Origin of the sequence: Streptomyces sp. NPDC047017 (genome assembly GCF_040644175.1) — a bacterium.
GTDB lineage: Bacteria > Actinomycetota > Actinomycetes > Streptomycetales > Streptomycetaceae > Streptomyces.
The window spans coordinates 134,804-152,540 of record NZ_JBEYVW010000019.1 but is presented as its reverse complement, the minus strand read 5'-3'; the positions used below and the strand labels follow the sequence as shown (position 1 = coordinate 152,540).

16 protein-coding genes are annotated in these 17,737 nt (G+C 72.3%); 8 read left to right on the top strand and 8 right to left on the bottom strand.

Annotated elements, in window-relative coordinates:
* The first annotated feature begins 21 nt into the window (after positions 1-21).
* Both ABZ858_RS28680 and ABZ858_RS28675 read left to right on the top strand, forming a co-directional pair.
* Positions 22-459, top strand: a complete 438-nt coding sequence (locus tag ABZ858_RS28680) for an ATP-binding protein (RefSeq protein WP_361384688.1) — start codon at positions 22-24, stop codon at positions 457-459.
* 82 nt (positions 460-541) lie between these two features.
* Complete coding sequence (locus ABZ858_RS28675; protein ID WP_361384685.1) at positions 542-922, top strand: hypothetical protein; 381 nt, start codon at positions 542-544, stop codon at positions 920-922.
* 342 nt (positions 923-1,264) lie between these two features.
* Here ABZ858_RS28675 and argS read toward each other — a convergent pair whose 3' ends face one another.
* On the bottom strand, positions 1,265-3,028 hold the full coding sequence (gene argS, locus ABZ858_RS28670; RefSeq protein WP_361384682.1) for an arginine--tRNA ligase: 1,764 nt from the start codon (positions 3,026-3,028) through the stop codon (positions 1,265-1,267).
* A 246-nt stretch (positions 3,029-3,274) separates the two neighbouring features.
* On the opposite strand from argS, the gene lysS reads away from it, so the two are divergent.
* Positions 3,275-5,056 carry a lysine--tRNA ligase gene (gene lysS / locus ABZ858_RS28665; RefSeq protein WP_361384679.1) on the top strand — a complete coding sequence of 594 codons (1,782 nt, stop codon included), beginning with the start codon at positions 3,275-3,277 and terminating at the stop codon, positions 5,054-5,056.
* Positions 5,057-5,154: 98 nt separating this feature from the next.
* On the opposite strand, the gene ABZ858_RS28660 is transcribed toward lysS, so the two are convergent.
* The 3 genes from ABZ858_RS28660 to ABZ858_RS28650 all read right to left on the bottom strand — a co-directional run bounded on the left by ABZ858_RS28660 (position 5,155) and on the right by ABZ858_RS28650 (position 8,518).
* Entirely contained in the window at positions 5,155-6,411 is a 1,257-nt protein-coding gene (locus ABZ858_RS28660; RefSeq protein ID WP_361384676.1) for a DUF2637 domain-containing protein, read from the bottom strand.
* 126 nt (positions 6,412-6,537) lie between these two features.
* On the bottom strand, positions 6,538-7,491 hold the full coding sequence (locus ABZ858_RS28655) for a DUF3558 domain-containing protein (protein WP_361384673.1): 954 nt from the start codon (positions 7,489-7,491) through the stop codon (positions 6,538-6,540).
* Between the two features lie 118 nt (positions 7,492-7,609).
* The gene (locus ABZ858_RS28650) at positions 7,610-8,518 is read right to left on the bottom strand and encodes a DUF3558 domain-containing protein (protein WP_361384669.1); all 909 of its coding nucleotides are present in this window, start codon (positions 8,516-8,518) and stop codon (positions 7,610-7,612) included.
* A 213-nt stretch (positions 8,519-8,731) separates the two neighbouring features.
* Here ABZ858_RS28650 and ABZ858_RS28645 point away from each other — a divergent pair, with 213 nt between their 5' ends.
* Positions 8,732-9,925 carry an RtcB family protein gene (locus ABZ858_RS28645; protein ID WP_361384666.1) on the top strand — a complete coding sequence of 398 codons (1,194 nt, stop codon included), beginning with the start codon at positions 8,732-8,734 and terminating at the stop codon, positions 9,923-9,925.
* A 25-nt stretch (positions 9,926-9,950) separates the two neighbouring features.
* Here ABZ858_RS28645 and ABZ858_RS28640 read toward each other — a convergent pair whose 3' ends face one another.
* The 4 genes from ABZ858_RS28640 to ABZ858_RS28625 form a co-directional block, all read right to left on the bottom strand.
* Positions 9,951-11,219: a tyrosine-protein phosphatase gene (locus ABZ858_RS28640; RefSeq protein ID WP_361384663.1), complete on the bottom strand. Its 1,269-nt coding sequence runs from the start codon at positions 11,217-11,219 to the stop codon at positions 9,951-9,953.
* A 64-nt stretch (positions 11,220-11,283) separates the two neighbouring features.
* A complete protein-coding gene (locus ABZ858_RS28635; protein WP_361384660.1) occupies positions 11,284-11,505 on the bottom strand; it encodes a hypothetical protein in 222 nt (73 codons plus the stop codon).
* A gap of 5 nt (positions 11,506-11,510) precedes the next feature.
* Entirely contained in the window at positions 11,511-12,287 is a 777-nt protein-coding gene (locus tag ABZ858_RS28630; RefSeq protein WP_361384657.1) for an SDR family NAD(P)-dependent oxidoreductase, read from the bottom strand.
* Between the two features lie 169 nt (positions 12,288-12,456).
* Complete coding sequence (locus ABZ858_RS28625) at positions 12,457-12,798, bottom strand: YnfA family protein (protein WP_361384654.1); 342 nt, start codon at positions 12,796-12,798, stop codon at positions 12,457-12,459.
* Between the two features lie 172 nt (positions 12,799-12,970).
* On the opposite strand from ABZ858_RS28625, the gene ABZ858_RS28620 reads away from it, so the two are divergent.
* The 4 genes from ABZ858_RS28620 (at position 12,971) to ABZ858_RS28605 (ending at position 17,377) form a co-directional block, all read left to right on the top strand.
* Positions 12,971-14,080, top strand: coding sequence for an LLM class flavin-dependent oxidoreductase (locus ABZ858_RS28620; RefSeq protein WP_361384651.1), 1,110 nt, complete (start codon positions 12,971-12,973; stop codon positions 14,078-14,080).
* Positions 14,077-14,694: a CE1759 family FMN reductase gene (locus ABZ858_RS28615; protein WP_361384648.1), complete on the top strand. Its 618-nt coding sequence runs from the start codon at positions 14,077-14,079 to the stop codon at positions 14,692-14,694. Before ABZ858_RS28620 ends, ABZ858_RS28615 begins: the two co-directional genes overlap by 4 nt.
* Positions 14,695-15,136: 442 nt before the next feature.
* Complete coding sequence (locus ABZ858_RS28610) at positions 15,137-15,895, top strand: response regulator transcription factor (protein WP_361384808.1); 759 nt, start codon at positions 15,137-15,139, stop codon at positions 15,893-15,895.
* Entirely contained in the window at positions 15,896-17,377 is a 1,482-nt protein-coding gene (locus ABZ858_RS28605; protein WP_361384645.1) for a HAMP domain-containing sensor histidine kinase, read from the top strand. It begins immediately after the preceding gene.
* Positions 17,378-17,737: the final 360 nt, after the last annotated feature.

Below are 17,737 nucleotides of genomic sequence, written 5' to 3'. Positions count from 1 at the left end.
ACCCACTGCTCCACCCCAGTGATGCTGAGCGACAGTCGTCCTGTGATTCAAGCAAATGAACTCCCCTATCAGCGGGACCAGTTCTACCGTCGCGATCGTCGTTCCGTGCCGGCTGCCAGGCGGTTCGCCGTCTGGTCGCTGCATTACTGGGGGCTGGGCGGGTGGCGGCGGGCCGAGGATGTGTCGCTGTGTGTCAGCGAGCTGGCGACCAACGCGCTGGTGCACGGCGTGCCGCCCGGCCGCGGCTTCCTGCTGCGGGTCCGGTACGACGGCCGGACCGTCCGCGTGGAGGTGCACGACAGCGGCACCGGCACGGGTACGCCCCGCATCCCGGACGAGGGCGACGAACCCGGCGAGGGCGGCCGGGGGCTGTTCCTGGTGTCGGCGCTGAGCGACAAGTGGGGCGTGGGGGAGCGGAATCCCGGCAAGGTGGTGTGGGCGGAGTTCACCGAACCGTGAGGCGACCACCCTCGGCATGTCGCATTCCGCGCGTCTCTAGACTGGCCCCTCTCCGCGCCCGCCACGAGAGGAAAGATCCATTATGCGCCCCGCCACGTTCCAGGCGTTCCTGCTCGACACCTTCAAGAACGCCCCGGGCGTCACGCGGGTGCAGACCCTCGCGGAGGCCGGCGACACCAAGCACCCGTACGGCGTCGCGGTCGTCACCTCGGATGGCGAGTCCCGGTGGCAGATCATCGGGCAACTCGCGGAAGGCGAGCGGCACGAGCACAAGGAACAGCCCGTCCAGGGCGCGCCCGGCACGTGGACCGGCCCGGACAGCGGGCCCATCGGGTTCCTGGGGGCGGCACTCGGCCGGGCGGAGTGCCCGGAGATCGCTCAGCTCGCCTCGTACAAGGACCCCAGTGCGGGCCTCACGGTGACCTTCCACAACGGCGCGCGGGCGTTCGTGCGCCTCATCTGAGACCTCCCTGACCGCGTGGCTGCGGAACGGGGAGAGCACCACCCACTGCACCACCACACTGACGTGAGGAGCAAGGGATGGAGAACCTCTTACGCGGCAACCGCTTCGACCCCGGCCGGGTCCGCGGCTCGTGCCCTGTCTGCGGGGCGGGCGTCGGATCGCCGTCCGGGTCCCCGACGACGATCCACCAGAGGAGCGGCACCGGGACCGATACGTGCCCGGGAAGCGGTCAGCCCGCTCTGTGACGCTGCACGGCACCATCCACCACCAACGCCTGACCGGCGGCGGCACTCCGGGAACCCGAGGGCTTCCGGAGTGCCGTACCGGATCGGTCAGAACCGGTCAGAGGCGCTCGGGGGTGCGGATGCCGAGGAGTGCCATGCCCTGGTGCAGGGTGCGGGCCGTGACGTCGCAGAGGAACAGGCGGTTCTCCACCTGCTCGGGCGTCCCGGCCTTCAGCACCGGGCACTTGTCGTAGAACGTCGTGTACAGGGAGGCCAGCTGGTAGAGGTAGGCCGCCAGCTTGTGCGGGGCGTACTCGGCGGCGGCCTCCGCGACCGTCTCCGCGAACCGGTCCGCGTGCAGACCGAGCGCGCGCTCGGCCGGCGACAGCTCCAGCTCGGGATGGGCGGCCGGGCGGACCTCGCCGGCCTTGCGCAGGATCGACTGGATCCGGGCGTACGCGTACTGGAGGTACACGCTGGTGTCGCCGTTGAGCGAGACCATCTGGTCCAGGTCGAACTTGTAGTCCCGGTTCGCGGAGGTCGACAGGTCGGCGTACTTGACCGCGCCGATGCCCACCTGGGTACCGCGCTCGGCGATCTCCTCCTCCGAGAGGTCCTGGGCCTTCTCCCGCACGACCGCCGACGCCCGCTCCACGGCCTCCTCCAGCAGGTCGACCAGCTTGACCGTCTCCCCCTCACGGGTCTTGAACGGCTTGCCGTCCTTGCCCAGCACCGTGCCGAAGGCGAGCTGCTGGGCGGTGACGTCGTCACCGAGCCAGCCCGCCCGGCGCGCGGTCTCGAAGACCATCTTGAAGTGCAGGGACTGGCGGGCGTCCACCACGTACAGCAGGGTGTTCGCCTTGAGCTGGAAGACGCGGTCGCGGATCGCGGACAGGTCGGTGGCCGCGTACCCGTAGCCGCCGTCCGACTTCTGGACGATCAGCGGGACGAGGTTGCCGTCCGGGCCCTTGATCTCGTCGAAGAAGACGCACAGCGCGCCCTCGGAGCGGACCGCGACCCCGGACTCCTCCAGGAGGCGGCAGGTCTCGGCCAGCATGTCGTTGTACCCGGACTCACCGACGATGTCCGCGTCCTCGATCTCCATGTCCAGCTTCTCGAAGACGGAGAAGAAGTAGATCTTCGACTCGTCGACGAACTTCTGCCACATGGCGAGCGTCTGCGGCTCACCGGCCTGGAGGTCCACCACCCGGCGCCGGGCGCGCGTCTTGAACTCCTCGTCGGAGTCGAACTTGCGGCGGGCCGCCTTGTAGAGGCGGTCCAGGTTGGACATCGCCTCCTCGCCGCTCACCTCGGACGCCTTGTGGTCCAGCTCGTGCGGGTGCTCGTCCAGGTACTGGATGAGCATGCCGAACTGGGTGCCCCAGTCACCGATGTGGTGGCGGCGCACGACGTTCTCGCCGGTGAACCCCAGGAGCTGCACCACGGAGTCACCGATCACCGCCGAGCGCAGGTGGCCGACGTGCATCTCCTTGGCCACGTTCGGCTGGGCGTAGTCGATCACCGTGGTGCCCGGGTGGTCGGCGTGCGGCACGCCGAGCCGACCGGCCGGGTCGGTGGCGCGCGCGGCCAGGTTCTGCGTGATCGCCCGGTCGGTGACCGTGATGTTGAGGAAGCCGGGGCCGGAGACCTCGATGTCCCCGATCAGGTCACCGGTGACGACCCGCTCGACGACCTGCGCCGCCAGCTCCCGCGGATTCGCCTTCGCCTTCTTGGCCAGCGCCAGGATCCCGTTGGCCTGGAAGTCCGCCCGGTCGCTTCGTCGCAGCAGCGGGTCCGCGGCGGCGGCCTCCGGCAGGGCGGCCGAGAGGGCGTTCGCGAGACGCTGGTGGACGGAAGCGGTGAGGGACGTGACCGAGGCCATAGGAATGGGTGCCGTTCTCCTCGTGGGGATGGACAGTCCCGGCCAGTATCCCACGGGGGTCCAAGCGAATTTTCCGGCCGCCGGGCCAACCCCGGCGCGCCCGGGGCCGTCCAACGCGGTGAAAAGGCGTTTTCGCGGATGCCGCCCCGCCTGGGACAATGGGGCGGTCAGCCGTGCGGCCGCGCCGCCCGTGCGAGGACACGCCAGAACACTTCAGGAAACTTCAGGAACCTCAGGAAAGAGGACGTGCCGATCGTGGCTCAGAGCACCGAGACCGCCGACTGGGTCTCCCGTTTCGCGGATGAGGTCATCGAGGAATCGGAGCGCCGAGCCCCGGGTGAACCCGTCGTCGTCGCGTCCGGTCTCTCCCCGTCCGGCCCCATCCACCTGGGCAACCTGCGCGAGGTCATGACCCCGCACCTGGTCGCCGACGAGATCCGCCGCCGCGGCCGCCCGGTCCGCCACCTGATCTCCTGGGACGACTACGACCGCTACCGCAAGGTCCCGGCCGGGATCGCCGGTGTGGACGAGTCCTGGGCCGAGCACATCGGCAAGCCGCTGACCTCCGTCCCGGCGCCCGCGGGCTCGGCGTACCCGAACTGGGCCGAGCACTTCAAGGCCGCCATGGTCGCCGCGCTGGCCGAGCTGGGCGTGGAGTTCGACGGCATCAGCCAGACGCACCAGTACACCTCCGGCGTCTACCGCGCGCAGATCCTGCACGCCATGCGGCACCGCGGCGACATCGACGCGATCCTCGCCCAGTACCGCACCAAGGCGAAGCCGGCCGCGCAGAAGCAGCAGAAGCAGCAGAAGCCGGTGGACGAGGCCGAGCTGGAGGCCGCCGAGGGCTCGGGCGCCGCCGACGAGGACGACGGCAGCACCGGCTCCGCCGGGTACTTCCCGTACAAGCCGTACTGCGGCAACTGCGAGAAGGACCTCACCACCGTCACCTCCTACGACGACGACTCCACCGAGCTGACGTACACCTGCACCGCGTGCGCCTTCTCGGAGACGGTCCGGCTCAGCGAGTTCAACCGCGGCAAGCTGGTCTGGAAGGTCGACTGGCCGATGCGCTGGGCCTACGAGGGCGTGATCTTCGAGCCGTCCGGCGTGGACCACTCCTCGCCCGGCTCGTCCTTCCAGGTCGGCGGGCAGATCGTCGGCATCTTCGACGGCAAGCAGCCCATCGGCCCGATGTACGCCTTCGTCGGCATCTCCGGCATGGCCAAGATGTCCTCCTCCCGGGGCGGCGTGCCCACCCCCGGCGACGCGCTGAAGATCATGGAGCCGCAGCTGCTGCGCTGGCTGTACGCGCGCCGCCGCCCGAACCAGTCCTTCAAGATCGCCTTCGACCAGGAGATCCAGCGCCTGTACGACGAGTGGGACAAGCTCGCCGGCAAGGTCGCCGGGGGCACCTCCCAGGCGTCAAGCACTGGGGGAGGCTCCGCGCTGCCCGGTGACGTGGCCGCGTACACGCGGGCCGTGGGCACCGCCTCCGGCGAGCTGCCGAAGACGGCGCACCCGCTGCCGTACCGCACGCTGGCCTCCGTCGCGGACATCACCGCCGGCCACCAGGACCAGGCGCTGCGCATCCTCAGCGAGCTGGACCCGGCCGACCCGCTGTCCTCGCTCGACGAGGCCCGCCCCCGGTTCGACAAGGCGGAGGCGTGGATCAACACCCACGTCCCCGCCGACCAGCGCACCATCGTCCGCGACGAGCCGGACACCGACCTGCTCAAGTCGCTCGACGAGCCGTCCCGGCAGTCCGTGCGGCTGCTGCTCGACGGACTCGCCGGGCACTGGTCGCTGGACGGGCTCACCCACCTCGTCTACGGCGTGCCCAAGGTCCAGGCCGGCTTCTCCGCCGACGCCACGCCCAAGGAACTCCCGCCGGAGATCAAGACCGCCCAGCGGACGTTCTTCGCCCTCCTGTACCACCTGCTCGTCGGCCGCGACACCGGCCCGCGCCTGCCCACCCTGCTGCTCGCGGTGGGCCAGGAGCGGGTGCGGACGCTGCTGGGGGACTGAGCGGCCGGTACGACGGCGGTTGTACGACGACGGGGCGCCCGGTGCGGTTTCGCACCGGGCGCCCCGTCGTCGTATGTCCAGCTCCTACGGTCCGCCGGTCAGGCGATGTGGTCCGCCTCCAGCTCCGCGTCGAAGCGCTGCGAGAAGTGGGTCACCATGCGCTTGGCCTCCTGGGCGGGCAGCGTGATGCCGTACGTCGCCTCGACCCCGGCCGCGAACTCGCGCGGTGTGGGCAGGCTGCCGTTGATGGACTGCCGGAAGACCTGGTAGTAGTCCTCCGCGTCCGGCTCGGGCAGCGGGGCGGCGCCGCCGTCGCCCAGCTCCCGGGTGCGGTTCGGGCCGACAGGTATGGGGAAGCCGCCGGTGTCCTCGGCGGGGCGGTGCTGGTCCTCCTCGTCCCACTCCTCGTACGGGGGCTCCGGGCCGTACGGCGGCTCCGGCTCGTAGGAGGGGTCGTAACCGCCGTGGTAGTCGACCTGCCGGGGCGCCTGGAACCAGGGGCTCTCCTCGGGATCGGGCACGTACGCCTGCCCGGCGGGCTCCGGTCCCCGCTCCGGGGCCGGTTCCGGCGGCGCGGCCTGTGCCGGGAGCGACGCGGCGGCCGGCTCGGGACCGGCGCCGCCCGCGGTCACCTCGGGGCGCGGCGCGGGCGGCAGCAGCGCCGGTTCGATACCGGCCGCGGCCAGGCCCGCCGGGGCGGTCTGGGCGAGCGGGACGCCGTAGCGGGCCAGCCGCAGCGGCATCAGCGACTCCACCGGGGCCTTGCGGCGCCAGGCCCGGCCGAAGCGGGAACGCAGGCGGGCCTGGTAGACGAGACGTTCCTGCTCCAGCTTGATCACCTGATCGTAGGAGCGCAGCTCCCACAGCTTCATCCGGCGCCACAGCAGGAAGGTCGGCACGGGGGAGAGCAGCCAGCGGGTGAGGCGGACGCCCTCCATGTGCTTGTCGGCGGTGATGTCCGCGATCCGGCCGACCGCGTGCCGGGCCGCCTCCACCGCGACCACGAACAGCACCGGGATCACCGCGTGCATGCCCACGCCCAGCGGGTCGGGCCAGGCGGCGGCGCCGTTGAACGCGATCGTCGCCGCCGTCAGCAGCCACGCCGTCTGGCGCAGCAGCGGGAAGGGGATGCGGATCCAGGTCAGCAGCAGGTCCAGGGCGAGCAGGACGCAGATGCCCGCGTCGATGCCGACCGGGAAGACGTACGCGAAGTTCCCGAAGCCCTTCTTCAGGGCCAGCGCGCGGACGGCCGCGTACGAACCCGCGAAGCCGATACCGGCGATGACCACGGCGCCGGCCACGACCACGCCGATGAGAACCCGGTGCATCCGAGTCAGCTGCAGTGGCGCGGCCACTCGTACTCCCCTCCCCTTGCGTCCTGTTGCGCGCAACAGAGTGGCACATCTGTGCGGCGAACGCTTGGCCGGATCTGCTCGGCCCCCGCCTCGGCCCCGCTCCGGCCCCGCCCGCCCCCGCCGGGATCAGCTGTCGGCGGCCGTCTCGGAGGGGGACGCCGGCGTGGACGCCGAGGGGGAGGCGGGCTTCCCGGACGGCTTGTCCGACGGCTTTCCGGACGACTTGTCCGACGGGGCGCCGGAGGGCTTGCCGGGCGCGGCCGGGGCGCCGGAACGGCCGGTGTCCCCGTTCGCCTTCGCCACCGCGGCCACCGCCTCCTGCGCGGCCTGCTGCGCCGACTTCGCCAGGTCGTCGGCGTCCGGGGCCTTGTCACCGGCCAGACCGGCGCCGTTGTAGTCCACGGTGACGACCACGTTCTCCACCCGCGTCACCACCGTCTGCTGCTTGAAGGTGCCCTCCTTCTTCGCCAGGTCGTAGCGCACCGCCGTCGCCTCGTCGCCCGTCCCGGACACCGGCGCCGCCGTGGCGCCCTTCGCACCCGGCGTGGTCCGCGCCGTCTGCACCTGCTTCTGGTAGTACGCCCGCGCCTGCTCGTCCCCCGCGCCGCGTGAGGCGTCCGAGGCGAAACGCAGCAACGACACGTTCAGCCAGCGGTACTGAGAGCCCTTCACCCCGTTGTTCGTCAGGCCGTTCCACGAGCAGCTGCCGCGCGTGGACACATCGCCCGAGGTGCCCTCCTTGGCGGACTTCACACCGTCCGGCACCAGCGCGCCCACCGTCTTGTCGGACAGCACCTTGCACGCGTCCGGCAGCTTCCCGTACGCCGCCGCCCGCACCGTCGGCGAAGCGCTCGCAGTCGCCGACGCCGAGGCGCCGCCCGACGGGGTCTTCTCCGCGCTGCCGCCGGAACCGGAGCCGCCCGAGGAGCAGGCCGCCGCGGCCAGCAGCATCACCGGCACCGCCGCCGCCGACACCAGGACACGGCCCGGCCGCTTCGCCCACGGGCCACGCCCCTCACGCTGATCACGCCGGTCACGCTGTTCTCGCTGAGCTGCTCGCTGCATGGTTCCTTCACTCATGACGCTGATGGTTCCCTGCGGTGGATCGGGTCCGAGGGGCCACCGTACGCAATGCCCGCGCCGCGCGGCCGGGCTTCCGGGGCATCCCGGCGCCGCGCCAAGTGCCGTACGCCGGACGTCAACCGCCCAGCGCACCGTCCAGCTGATCCGCCAGTTTCCTTGCCCTGTCCTGCATTTCCTTGCTGTCCGGGACCACGCCGACCGCGCCCGGCTGCTCCTCGTACTCGATGGTCACGATCACGTTCGACGTGCGGAACACCACAGTCACCGTCCGCTGCTTGGCCGTCGAGCCGGAGGCGCTGAGCGCGTCGTCGATGAACGCCTCGTCACCGAGGTCGTCGAGCGTGCGGGGCTGGAGGTCGTCGGGGGTGGTGCCGGGGGAGGTGCCGGTGGAGGAGGAACCGGAGGGGGTGCCCGAGGGCGGCGGGGCGGAGCCGGTGCCGGGGCCGCCGGCCGGGCCGGAGGGGTTGCCGGCCGGGGTGCCTGCCGGATTGCCGGAGGAGGTGCCCGACGGGGTGCCGGACGGGCTGGTGGAGGGTGCGCCGGGGGACGTGCCGGGCGTGGTGGCCGGGGGCGCCGGCAGGTCCGCCGCCGCCTGCTTCGACGCGAACACCGTCTCGGCCTGGCTGTCGTCGCTCACGGAGTTGTCGTAGGAGACGACCCGCTCGAAGTCGATGTGCAGATGGTCGGTGGCGTCCGCGGAGTCCACCTTCCAGCGGCAGCCCACCTTGCGGTCGGTGTCGTAGGTGAGCGTCGCCTCGCCCTCGTACGCCTTCTCCCGCTGGTCCACGTCCGTGATCTGCGGGATGCCAGGCAGCAGCGCGTCGAGGGTGCTGTGCCGGACCGCGCCGCACGCCTCGGGCAGCGTGCGGTACCTGCCCGGCTGCGCCGCCACGGCCGCGGGGCCCGAGCCGTCCGGGTTGGCGTCGTCCGTGCGGCCGCCGCCCGACGAGCCGCTGGTGCAGCCGGCCAGCAGCAGCGCCGCGAGGGCCGCCGCCGCACCGGATACGTACGCCTTCCGCAGCACGGTCAGGCTCCTCTCGACGGTGTCAGTAGGGGGGCGGTGCACGGTCCCCGCCGGTTATTCGCTTGCCGGGCGGGTGCCTCCCCTGGAGACAATGTGTATCGCACGCACTGCCGTGGACGCCGGTCCGATGTCCTGTTTCGTCGACCTTGACGCCGGTATTGCGATTCGCGCATTCTGCGACTTCTGTAGGTTTTCCGGGGGAATGAGGACGATATGTCGTACGTCGAGATGCCGGGGGCCAAGGTCCCCATCCGTATGTGGACCGACCCCGCGACGGTCGAGGACGTGGCCCTGCGCCAGCTCCAGAACGTGGCGACCCTGCCGTGGATCAAGGGCCTGGCCGTCATGCCCGACGTCCACTACGGCAAGGGCGCGACGGTCGGCTCCGTCATCGCGATGCGGGGCGCGGTGTGCCCGGCGGCGGTGGGCGTCGACATCGGCTGCGGCATGTCCGCGGTGAAGACCTCCCTGACGGCCAACGACCTCCCCGGCGACCTCTCCCGCCTGCGCTCCAAGATCGAACAGGCCATCCCGGTGGGCCGCGGCATGCACGACGACCCGCTCGACCCGGGCCGCTTCCACGGCCTGGCCACGGCGGGGTGGGACGGGTTCTGGGGGCGGTTCGACGGGGTGGCGGAAGCGGTCAAATTCCGTCAGGAACGTGCCACGAAGCAGATGGGAACGCTCGGAAGTGGCAACCACTTCGTCGAGGTGTGCACGGATACCACCGGTTCTGTCTGGCTCATGCTCCACTCCGGTTCGAGGAACATCGGCAAGGAACTGGCCGAGCACCACATCGGCGTCGCCCAGAAGCTCCCGCACAACCAGGGTCTGGTCGACCGGGACCTCGCCGTCTTCGTGGCGGACACCCCGCAGATGGCGGCCTACCGCAACGACCTGTTCTGGGCGCAGGAGTACGCCAGGTACAACCGCACGCTGATGATGGCGCTGCTCAAGGACGTGATCCGCAAGGAGTTCAAGAAGGCGAAGCCGGTCTTCGACGAGGAGATCTCCTGCCACCACAACTACGTGGCCGAGGAGCGGTACGACGGCATGGACCTGCTGGTCACCCGCAAGGGCGCGATCCGGGCGGGCTCCGGCGACCACGGGATCATCCCGGGCTCCATGGGCACCGGTTCGTACATCGTCAAGGGCCTCGGGAACGAGAAGTCCTTCAACTCCGCCTCGCACGGCGCCGGGCGGCGCATGAGCCGCAACGCCGCCAAGCGCCGCTTCTCCACCAAGGACCTGGAGGAGCAGACGCAGGGCGTGGAGTGCCGCAAGGACTCCGGCGTGGTCGACGAGATCCCGGGCGCCTACAAGCCGATCGACCAGGTCATCGACCAGCAGCGGGACCTCGTCGAGGTGGTGGCGAAGCTCAAGCAGGTGGTGTGCGTGAAGGGCTGAGCCGGCGGCCCGGTGGCCTGTCGGGTCAGTCCCGCAGCCGCTTCTCCATGAGGGTCACCGCGTACGGGCTGCCGGTGCCGTCGCTCTTCGTGGGCTGTTCGCCGGCCGTCGTGTAGCCGGCGGACTCGTAGTAGGCGCGCAGGCGGGGGTTGGTGGCGAGGCAGTCGAGGCGGGCGTAGGGGCGGCCGGTGGCGGCGATGCGGGACTCCGCCTCGGCCAGCAGGGCGCGGCCGGTGCGGGGCGGGGCCGTGTGCGGGACGGCCATCAGGCGGTGGATGTAGCCGGCGTCGCAGGGGCGGGGGCCCCAGGCGGCGGGGTCGTCCCACCACAGTTCCCAGGCGCCTGCCAGGTGCTCCCCGGCGTACGCCAGCCAGACCTCGCCCTCGCGCATCCGGGTGCGGAAGTGCTCCTCGTCCTTCTCGCCGGGCTTCCACTGGTCGATGCCGCGGGCGAGCTGGCCGAGGGCGAGGGTGTCGCGGAGGCGGACCAGGGCGGGGGCGTCGGCCGGGACCGCCTTGCGGTAGGTGAGGGCGGGCGGGGCGGTGGGGGCGGGTTCCAGGAGGTGGGTGCGGAGGGTGTCCGCGAGGGCCTCGGGGTCCAGTTCCAGGGCGTCGCGGACGTAGGACCCGACCGAGCCGTACTTCTCCGTGAGCGCGGCCAGGAACAGGCGCATCACCGCGGCGGGGGCGCGGCCGTAGCCCGGCCAGTTCGGGGTGCGGCCGCCGTTGCGTGCCTGCCAGTCGGCCAGGAGGGCGGGGGAGGCCAGCTCGGTGAGGCTGAAGTCCTCGACGATCGTCGGTTCGGGGACGCCGAGGAGGGCCAGGACCAGGGCGGCCAGCTGGCCGGTGCGGTCCTTGCCGGAGGCGCAGTGGAAGACCAGGGGGGTGTGGGAGGCGGCCGCGTCGCGGATGAGTTCCAGGGCCCGGCGGATCTCCTTGGTGCCGTCCTCGGCCACCTCCATGTACCGCTCGGCCAGGTAGGGGCCGGGCTCCACCTCGGGGCCCAGCGCCGGCTGGTCGTAGGGGCGGTGCTCGATGCTGAGGTTGTGGTACGTGAAGGACGGGTGCTCCGGGACCCGGCCCTGGCGTTCGGCCTCCCAGCCGTGGCGCAGGTCGATCACGGTGCCGACGCCGAGGGCGAGGAAGCGGTCCCAGTCCGCGCCGTCCCGGCCGAGCTTGCCGAGGCCGTCCGAGCGGAACAGGAGGCGGGGGCGGACCCGCCGGCCGTCCCCGGTGGCGTAACCACCGAGGTCACGGACGTTGCGCAGGGCGTCGAAAGGTATGTGTCTGTCCACGGTTCGAGACCCTAGGCGGGGTGGCCGGGACGTGTCCGGCGTTCACCCGGTGTGGTGGTGCGGGTCACTTCGCGTGGCGGACCGCGAAGATCATGACGAAGGCGACGAGGTGGATGCCGAAGAGGAAGTAGCCGAGGTAGTACCAGACGTAGCGCTCGCGCTTCTTCTCCAGGGCGAGGCGTGCGCGGTCCGCCGCCGTAGCCGTTGCTGTCGCCGTCTTCGGCTCCGTCCGGTCCGGCGCCTCCCGCGGGGGCGGCGCCGGTTGTCCGGGGCTGTCCTTCGTCATGTGCGTCACCGCTCCCGGTGCACCTTGGTGTTGGACGCCTGGGCGCGCGGGCGCACGACCAGGAGGTCGATGTTGACGTGCGCGGGGCGGGTCACCGCCCAGGTGACCGTGTCCGCCACGTCGTCCGCCGTCAGCGGCTCGGCCACGCCCTCGTAGACCTTCGCGGCCTTCTCCTCGTCGCCGCCGAACCGGGTCAGCGCGAACCCTTCCGTCCTGACCATGCCGGGCGCGATCTCGATCACCCGCACCGGCTGCCCGACGATCTCCAGGCGCAGCGTCTCGGCGAGGACGTGCGCGCCGTGCTTGGCGGCCACGTAGCCGGCGCCGCCCTCGTAGGTGCTGTGGCCGGCCGTGGAGGAGACGACCACGACCGTGCCGTCGCCGCTCGCGGTGAGCTTCGGCAGCAGGGCCTGGGTGAGGTTGAGGGTGCCGATGACGTTCGTCTCGTACATCGAGCGCCAGTCGGCCGGGTCGCCGGTGGCGACCGGGTCGGCGCCGAGCGCGCCGCCCGCGTTGTTGACGAGGACGCCGACGGTCTCGAACGCGGAGGCGAACTCGTCGACGGCCGCGCGGTCGGTGACGTCCAGCGGGTAGGCGGTGGCGGAGTGGCCGGCCGCGGTGATCTCCTCGGCGAGCGCCTCGATACGGTCCTTGCGGCGGGCGGTCAGTACGACCCGGTAGCCCGCGGCGGCGAGCCGGCGGGCCGTGGCGGCGCCGATACCGCTGCTCGCACCGGTGACGACGGCGATGCGGGAGGCGGCGGACGGGGCGGCGGTGGCCATGGGGCTGCTCCTCGGATGCTTGGGTGCTCGGTGCTCGGTGCTCGGTGCTCGGTGCTCGGGTGCTTGGGTGCGCGGTGTTCGGGTGTTCGGGTGCGCGGTGCTCGGGTCCTTGGGGTCGAACGCTCGGCTGTGGCCGGTGGCGCTCGGCTGCGACCAGCCTAGGCGAACGTCAGCCGCCGTTCCGTGGCGCCCACATGATCAGCGCCATGCCGGCCAGGCAGACCAGGGCGCCCGCGATGTCCCAGCGGTCGGGACGGTAGCCGTCCGCGACCACGCCCCACAGGAGCGAGCCGGCCACGAAGATCCCGCCGTACGCGGCCAGGATGCGGCCGAAGTGGGCGTCGGGCTGGAAGGTGGCGACGAAGCCGTACGCGCCGAGCGCGAGGACGCCGCCGGCCGCCCACAGCCAGCCGCGCTGCTCGCGCACGCCTTGCCAGACCAGCCAGGCACCGCCGATCTCGAAGAGCGCGGCGACGACGAACAGGGCGGCGGAACGGAGGATCAGCGGCATGCGGGAAGCTTGGCACGCGGGGGTGGCGGGGACCGGCGGGTGCGGTGGGGTGCGGGGGTGCGGAGGGATTCGGGGGGTGGGTCCGCCGGGACGGGCGGGGCGGAATACCTCCCGGCCGGGGACTGTTCGAGGGGTGTAGTTGAATCGTCAACAATCTAGAGGGTGAGTGACCATGCAGTTCGGGATCTTCAGCGTCGGTGACGTCACGCCGGACCCCACCACCGGCCGGACGCCGACCGAGCGTGAGCGCATCAAGGCCATGGTCGCCATCGCGCTGAAGGCCGAGGAGGCCGGCCTGGACGTCTTCGCGACCGGTGAGCACCACAACCCGCCGTTCGTGCCGTCGTCGCCGACCACGATGCTCGGCTACATAGCCGCGCGCACCGAGCGGCTGGTGCTGTCCACCTCCACCACCCTGATCACCACCAACGACCCGGTGAAGATCGCCGAGGACTTCGCGATGCTCCAGCACCTGGCCGACGGCCGGGTGGACCTCATGACGGGCCGCGGCAACACCGGACCGGTCTACCCCTGGTTCGGGCAGGACATCCGCCAGGGCATCAACCTCGCCATCGAGAACTACGCCCTGCTGCACCGGCTGTGGCGCGAGGACGTGGTGGACTGGCAGGGCACGTTCCGCAGCCCGCTGCAGGGGTTCACCGCCACGCCCCGCCCGCTGGACGGCGTACCGCCGTTCGTCTGGCACGGCTCCATCCGCTCCCCGGAGATCGCCGAGCAGGCCGCGTACTACGGCGACGGCTTCTTCCACAACAACATCTTCTGGCCCGCCGACCACACCCGGCGCATGATCGACCTGTACCGCGACCGGTACGCCCACTACGGGCACGGCACGCCCGAGCAGGCGGTCGTCGGCCTCGGCGGCCAGGCGTTCATGCGGAAGAACTCCCAGGACGCGGTGCGCGAGTTCCGCCCCTACTTCGACAACGCCCCGGTCTACGGGCACGGGCCCTCCCTGGAGGACTTCACCGACCAGACGCCGCTGACCGTGGGCTCCCCGCAGCAGGTGATCGAGAAGACGCTGTCCTTCCGCGAGTACGCCGGCGACTACCAGCGCCAGCTGTTCCTGATGGACCACGCGGGGCTGCCGCTGAAGACCGTCCTGGAGCAGATCGACCTGCTCGGCGAGGAGGTCGTCCCGGTGCTGCGCGCGGAGTTCGCCAAGGACCGCCCGGCCGGGGTGCCGGACGCGCCCACCCACACGTCCCTGCTGGCCGCGAAGGACACCGAGGACACCAAGGACACCCCGGAGGTGACCGTATGAAACTCGTCGTCGTCTCGGCGGGGCTGAGCGTGCCGTCCTCCACCCGGCTGCTCGCCGACCGGCTGGCCGCCGCGACTGCCGGGCACGTGGCCGCCGAGGTGCGGGTGATCGAGGCGCGCGACCTCGCCGTGCCGATCGCGCACCACCTCACCAGCGGCTTCCCCGGCCCCGACCTCACCGCCGCGCTGGACGCGGTGGCCGCGGCGGACGCGCTGATCGCCGTCACCCCGGTGTTCTCGGCGTCGTACAGCGGACTGTTCAAGTCCTTCTTCGACGTGCTCGGGGCGTGGGACGCGGACGCGCTGCGCGGCACGCCCGTGCTGATCGCGGCGACCGGCGGCAGCGCCCGCCACTCCCTGGTCCTGGACCACGCCCTGCGGCCCCTCTTCGCCTTCCTGGGAGCGGTGGTCGTCCCCACCGGCGTCTACGCCGCCGCCGAGGACTGGGGCGCGCAGGGGCTCCCGGAGCGGATCGAACGCGCGGCGGGGGAACTGGCGGCGTCGGCCGCGGGGCCGCCGGTTGCCGGGCATCCGGCGGAGCGCGCGGCGGAGCCCACGGCGGCCGGTCCGGCCGTGGTGCCGTTCGAGGAGCAGCTCGCGCGGCTGCGCGGCTGACCACCGGGCGGCGGGGGCGACCGGTGACCGGTGGCCAGGATCGATCGGGCTGACGGCCGGTGGCTGGTGTCCGGGGATTGGGCTGACGGCCGGTGGCTGGTGTCCGGGGATTGGGCTGACGGCCGGTGGCTGGTGTCCGGGGATCGGTCCGACCGCCGGTGACCGGTGGCCTGCGATCGGTCCGACCGCCGGTGACCGGTGGCCTGCGATCGGTCCGACCGCCGGTGACTGGTGGCCTGCGATCGGTCCGACCGCCGACGACCGGTGACCGGTGACCGGTGACCGGTGACCGGTGACCGGTGACCGATGGTCGGCGAGAGGGTGGCGGGCCGGTGCCGGTTGCGTCCAGGACGGTGAGAGCCGGGTAAAAAGGGTGATCGTAGGCCCGCCCGCCCGCTTTGCGCCGCTCTGGCCTTGGCAGACTGGTCGCGTGCCCCAGACTGTGCTGCTCGCCGAAGACGACCGCGCCATCCGCCATGCCCTGGAGCGGGCCCTGACCCTGGAGGGCTACGAGGTGACGGCGGTCGCCGACGGCGTCGAGGCGCTCGCACAGGCCCACAAGACCCCGCCGGACGTCCTCGTCCTGGACGTCATGATGCCCGGCATCGACGGGCTCCAGGTCTGCCGGGTGCTGCGCGCCGAGGGCGACCGCACCCCGATCCTCATGCTCACCGCCCTGGTGGAGACCGCCGACCGGATCGCCGGGCTGGACGCGGGCGCCGACGACTACGTCGTCAAGCCGTTCGACGTCGAGGAGGTCTTCGCCCGGCTGCGCGCTCTGCTGCGCCGCACCAGCCCCGCCGCCCCCGGCCCGGCCGGCACCGCCGCCCCCGGCACCGCGGCCCCCGGCGGCGCGCCCGAGGAGGCGGCGGCGCCCGTCAAAGGCACTCAGCTCCCCGAACGGCAGGTCGAGGCCGCCGGGATCCGCATGGACCTCCAGGCCCGCCGGGTCTGGCGCGGCGCCCGCGAACTGGAGCTGACCCGCACCGAGTTCGAACTCCTGGAACTGCTGGTCCGCAACGCCGGCATCGTGCTCGACCACTCCACCATCTACGACCGCATCTGGGGCTACGACTTCGGCCCCGGCTCCAAGAACCTCGCCGTCTACGTCGGCTACCTGCGCCGCAAGCTGGACGAGCCGGGCGCGCCGCAGCTGATCCACACCGTGCGCGGTGTGGGGTACGTGCTGCGGGAGGACTGAGTGGGCCGCCTCGCGCGGCTGCCGGCCCGGCCACGTCTGCGGCTGTCGTCGCTGCGGACCACGTTCGCGGTGACCTTCGCCGTGGTGACGGCCGCCGTCACCATCGTCGTCGGCATCCTGTCGTACAACTCCGCCGCCCGGCTGGTCCGCGTCGATGAGCAGTCGGTGTTCACACAGGTCGTGCAGGACGTCCAGGACGAGGTGCGGCGTTACGACCGTACGCCCGAGGACTTCTCCTCCTCCCGGCCCGGCCACGAGGTCGTCCGCCCCAGCCGCACCGACGTCCAGGTGCTCGGCGGGCAGGGGGAGATCGTGGACCACGGCAGCCCGCAGCTCCCGGTCAGCCGCGACGACCGGGCGATCGCCGCCGACGCCGTGGCCGGCAAGACCATCGAGTACAAGGACGTGCCCGTCGCCGACGACGTGTACCGCATCGCCACCGTCGCGCTCGGCGACGGCCGCGGCGCCGTGCAGGTCGCCCAGGAGTTCAGCGACACCGAGGACCTGCTGCGCGCGCTCCAGCAGCGCACCCTGATCCTGATGGGCGCCGTGGTCGTCGCGGCCGGCCTGTGCGGCTGGTGGCTGGCCCGGCGCATCACCCGCCGCCTCGTGGTCCTCACCTCCGCCGCCGAGGACGTCGCCCGCACCCGGCGGCTCGGCGTCGAGGTCCCCGTCACCGGTTACGACGAGGTGGGCCGCCTCGGCCGCGCCTTCGACCGGATGCTGGGCCGGCTCGCCCAGTCCGAGGAGGACCAGCGCCGCCTGGTGCAGGACGCCGGGCACGAACTGCGCACCCCGCTGACCTCGCTGCGCACCAACATCTCGCTGCTGCGCCGGATCGACGAACTGCCGCCCGCCACCCGCGAGGAACTGGTCGCCGACCTCACCCAGGAGGCCCGCGAACTGACCGACCTCGTCAACGAACTCGTCGACCTCGCGGCAGGCCAGTCCGACAGCGAACCGCCGCAGCGCGTCGACGTGGCCGACATCGCCGAGGACGTGGCCGGGCTCGCCCGCCGCCGCACCGGACGGGACATCGTGGTCCGCGCGAGCGGCGACACGACGACCGACGGGCGGCCCGGCATGCTTCAGCGGGCCATGTCCAATCTGGTCGAGAACGCGGCCAAGTTCGACCGCGGCGGCTCGGCGCCCATCGAGATCGCCGTGCTGGGGCCCGCCCGGCCGGGCACGGTGCGTGTCGAGGTCCTCGACCGCGGGCCCGGTGTCGCCGCGGGCGACCTGATCCGCGTCTTCGACCGCTTCTACCGCGCCCCCGACGCCCGCTCGCTGCCCGGTTCGGGGCTCGGCCTGTCCATCGTGCGCGAGGTGGCCCTCGCCCACGGGGGCGCGCCGTTCGCCTTCCGGCGCGAGGGGGGCGGGGCGGTGATCGGGTTCACGGTGGGGGCGGAACGGGAACGGGAGTGGGGGCTTCAGGACGGGGGCGGCAGGGGGGCGGGGGGCGGCGCACGTACGGGCGGGTGAGCGCCGGTCCGGCCTACGACCGGCGTCGGGATGCCTTTCCTGACGAGCGGGGAGTGGACGACACGCCTCCGCCGGGGGCGCTCTTGATGGTCCACGAGGCTCCTGGTCCTCGACCAGCAGGGGCAGTACCTGCTTGACGGCGGCGTACCGCCCCTCGCGCACGCCCAGGTGGACCCGCCCCATGCCGCCGGTGCCGAGCCGCTCCACCAGCGGACATTCCGCCGATCCGGCGCGGATCGTCCGCCGCCGGCGGCTCGGCACCGCTGCCACGCGGATCGACCGCGCTCGCACCGCCGCTGCCGCTGCCACGCAGACCGACCGCGCTCGCACCGCCGCCGTCGCCGCCGCGTGGGTCGTGCG

Coding starts and splice junctions, on each gene's coding strand:
- ABZ858_RS28625 (WP_361384654.1), bottom strand. CDS start 12,798: ATGCCGCTGATCCTCCGTTCCGCCGCCCTGTTCGTCGTCGCCGCGCTC.
- ABZ858_RS28615 (WP_361384648.1), top strand. CDS start 14,077: ATGAAACTCGTCGTCGTCTCGGCGGGGCTGAGCGTGCCGTCCTCCACC.
- ABZ858_RS28630 (WP_361384657.1), bottom strand. CDS start 12,287: ATGGCCACCGCCGCCCCGTCCGCCGCCTCCCGCATCGCCGTCGTCACC.
- argS (WP_361384682.1), bottom strand. CDS start 3,028: ATGGCCTCGGTCACGTCCCTCACCGCTTCCGTCCACCAGCGTCTCGCG.
- ABZ858_RS28645 (WP_361384666.1), top strand. CDS start 8,732: ATGTCGTACGTCGAGATGCCGGGGGCCAAGGTCCCCATCCGTATGTGG.
- ABZ858_RS28675 (WP_361384685.1), top strand. CDS start 542: ATGCGCCCCGCCACGTTCCAGGCGTTCCTGCTCGACACCTTCAAGAAC.
- ABZ858_RS28635 (WP_361384660.1), bottom strand. CDS start 11,505: ATGACGAAGGACAGCCCCGGACAACCGGCGCCGCCCCCGCGGGAGGCG.
- ABZ858_RS28655 (WP_361384673.1), bottom strand. CDS start 7,491: ATGAGTGAAGGAACCATGCAGCGAGCAGCTCAGCGAGAACAGCGTGAC.
- ABZ858_RS28680 (WP_361384688.1), top strand. CDS start 22: ATGCTGAGCGACAGTCGTCCTGTGATTCAAGCAAATGAACTCCCCTAT.
- ABZ858_RS28620 (WP_361384651.1), top strand. CDS start 12,971: ATGCAGTTCGGGATCTTCAGCGTCGGTGACGTCACGCCGGACCCCACC.